Source organism: Helicobacter sp. 23-1044, from assembly GCF_053654695.1.
On sequence record NZ_JBSIUQ010000025.1, the window covers coordinates 1 to 2,553 of the forward strand.

The 2,553-nt window shown below is 43.3% G+C and carries 3 protein-coding genes; all 3 read left to right on the top strand.

The window, feature by feature from the left end:
• The coding region (locus tag ACWIUD_RS11980) for a hypothetical protein (protein WP_454149382.1) at positions 1-232 on the top strand (232 nt) is incomplete at its 5' end.
• Positions 233-402: 170 nt separating this feature from the next.
• Complete coding sequence (locus ACWIUD_RS11985) at positions 403-639, top strand: hypothetical protein (RefSeq protein WP_454149384.1); 237 nt, start codon at positions 403-405, stop codon at positions 637-639.
• Positions 640-776: 137 nt separating this feature from the next.
• A complete protein-coding gene (locus ACWIUD_RS11990) occupies positions 777-2,300 on the top strand; it encodes a Na+/H+ antiporter NhaC family protein (RefSeq protein WP_454149386.1) in 1,524 nt (507 codons plus the stop codon).
• Positions 2,301-2,553: the final 253 nt, after the last annotated feature.

Genomic DNA, 2,553 nt, shown 5'->3' on the forward strand with positions numbered 1-2,553 from the left:
GACTTACAAACTAAACATTCGGCACGGCATAGCAAAAAATAACGCAGGGCAAGTCATCCCCGCAATGCCAAACTTCTTGCTTTATAATGCCTATTGGAATGCAAATATAAAGTGGAACACAAGCGCATTTATCTACATCAAAGGCGAAGCAAAGGATGAAAATCGAAACTATGGCATAGACACCGGCGGAGCGAAGAATACGAGAAGTGGAGGAAGGACAGGGAAGTATTAAGTGAAAAAGTGCGAAAGTCTCGTGGCGGATTTCGCGGGAGTTTGAAAAATTCTCGCTCGATGGACTCCCAAGTCCTATCTTGAATTTTTCGGCACAACCCACGAACTCCACTCACGATACTTTCGCACGAACGCTTTTTATTTTGCTGACGCAAAATCGCCATTACTTCGATGGTTGCTTCGCTACACTCGCAAAACAAGGCAAAGCCGAAGTTTCTTTATCCAATCCTGCGAATTGTGATTCGTGCTTTGCACGAATCAAATTTTATTTTTTGTCATTTTGAGCGAAGCGAAAAATCTCAAAATCTCAAAATAATTCGTCATTGCGAGACTTGCCAAAGGCAAGTCGTGGCAATCCATTTAGTTTCTACGAATCATATAAAATTTAGGCAAATTCACATAATCTAGCGATATTTCGCATTTCAAACGCCGTGCGAGATTCAGCAAATCTCAAAAACTATCCCACATTTTAAGTCTAAAAATGGTAGATTCTGCGTTTTTATTTTTCATAAATGCGATTTTATTTTTTGTAAAAAGGATTATTTTTGGGCGATTCGGCTTTGAGTTTGTTAGTGCCTGTGGTGGTGATTGCGCTTGTGTTTATCACGCGTAAAGTCGCGCTGTCCTTGCTTTGCGGGATTGCGCTTGGTGGGATTTTGCTATTTTATAATTCGCCTTTTGAGATTCTGCCCTACATTTACAAAAATATCGCGGGGGTTTTCTACACAAGCGAAAATGGCGCAATCAGCGCAAATTTAGATAGCATTTACATTTTTGGATTTCTCATCATTTTAGGCATTTTAAGTCAGCTCATTTTGTATTCTGGCGCGGTGAATGCCTTTGTAGCGTGGGCGCACAAGCGCATTTCATCGCCACAAGGCTCGGAGTTTATCGCATTTGTGGCGGGGATTGTGATTTTTATCGATGATTATTTTAACGCGCTGACCGTGGGGCAAATCAGCAAATCGCTAAATGACGCCAATAAATCTTCGCGCGAACGCCTTGCGTATATCATCGATTCGACTTCTGCGCCCATTTGCATTCTAATGCCGATTTCAAGCTGGGGCGCGTATATTTTGGGCGTAATGGATAAGAATGTCCCCAAAGATTTTGGCGATAGTTTTGTGCTACTAATGCAAAGCATTTGGAGTAATTATTATGCGTGGTTTGCGCTTGTGGCGGTGTTTTTTACGATTTTGTGGCAAGTGAATCTCCGCGCAATGCAAAAAAATGTAAATGTCGGCGTAAAAGAGCTTCGTGAATCGCACGCACATCGGGCGACTAGCTCGGTTTGGCTTTTGGTTGTGCCGATTTTGATGCTTATGGTGGCGATTTTTGCGATGATTTTTTATAGCGGGTGGCGTGCGAGCAATTCGCAAAATCTAATGGATATTTTGGCAAACACAAGCACGGCGTTTTCGCTTTTTTACGGCGGGCTATTTACGCTGATTGTGAGCTTTTTTATCTCGCGCAAACAGCTTAAAGTCGCCTATTACGCGCCCATAATCCGCGCGGGATTTTTAGGTATGCTACCTGCGATTTTGATTTTGATTTTGGCGTGGGGGATTGGACCTGTGATTCGCGATGATATGCAGACGGGCGTGTATTTGGCGAGTGTCGGGCGGGACTTTTTTAACTCAAATGCGGTGGTTTTCACCCCTGCGATTTTATTTTGCATTGCGGCGTTTATCGCCTTTGCTACGGGCACGAGCTGGGGGACATTTGCGATTTTAATCCCAATAGGCGTAGAAGTAATCAGCGTAAATAGCGGTGGGAGCGTAGATTCTGCGCTTTGCATAAGTGCGATTTTGGCAGGGGCGGTGTTTGGCGACCATAGCTCGCCAATTAGCGATACTACGATTTTATCCGCCACAGGGGCTGAATGCTCGGTGCAAAGCCACTTTATCACGCAACTACCCTATGTTTGCGCGGTGGCGATAATCGCGCTAGTTAGCTTTGTGGTGGCTGGATTTTGGGGAGTTTTCTTAGGATATGTAATCGGTATCGCCTTGCTGATTGGCTTTCTTTACTTTTGCAAAGTGGCGGTTAGTAAGCCATTAGAAATATAGCGGAAATTCCGTGCTAGATTCTGCGAAGTTTTGATTTTTTTGACTTTTTCGCAAGAGATTCTGCGAAGTTTATTGCGAGATTCTGCGAATTTACGCAAAAACGCAGAATCTGTTTTTATTTAATATATAAATTATTTGGATTGCCACGATTCTGCTACGCAGAATCTCGCAATGACGGAAAGTGTGGATTGCCACGACTTGCATTCGCAACTCTTGCAATGACGAAATTCATTTAGATTCTGCGAATTTTTGA

What these genes read in the sequence shown, in the direction of transcription:
- ACWIUD_RS11985 (WP_454149384.1), top strand. Translation starts at nt 403, where the DNA reads ATGGTTGCTTCGCTACACTCGCAAAACAAGGCAAAGCCGAAGTTTCTT.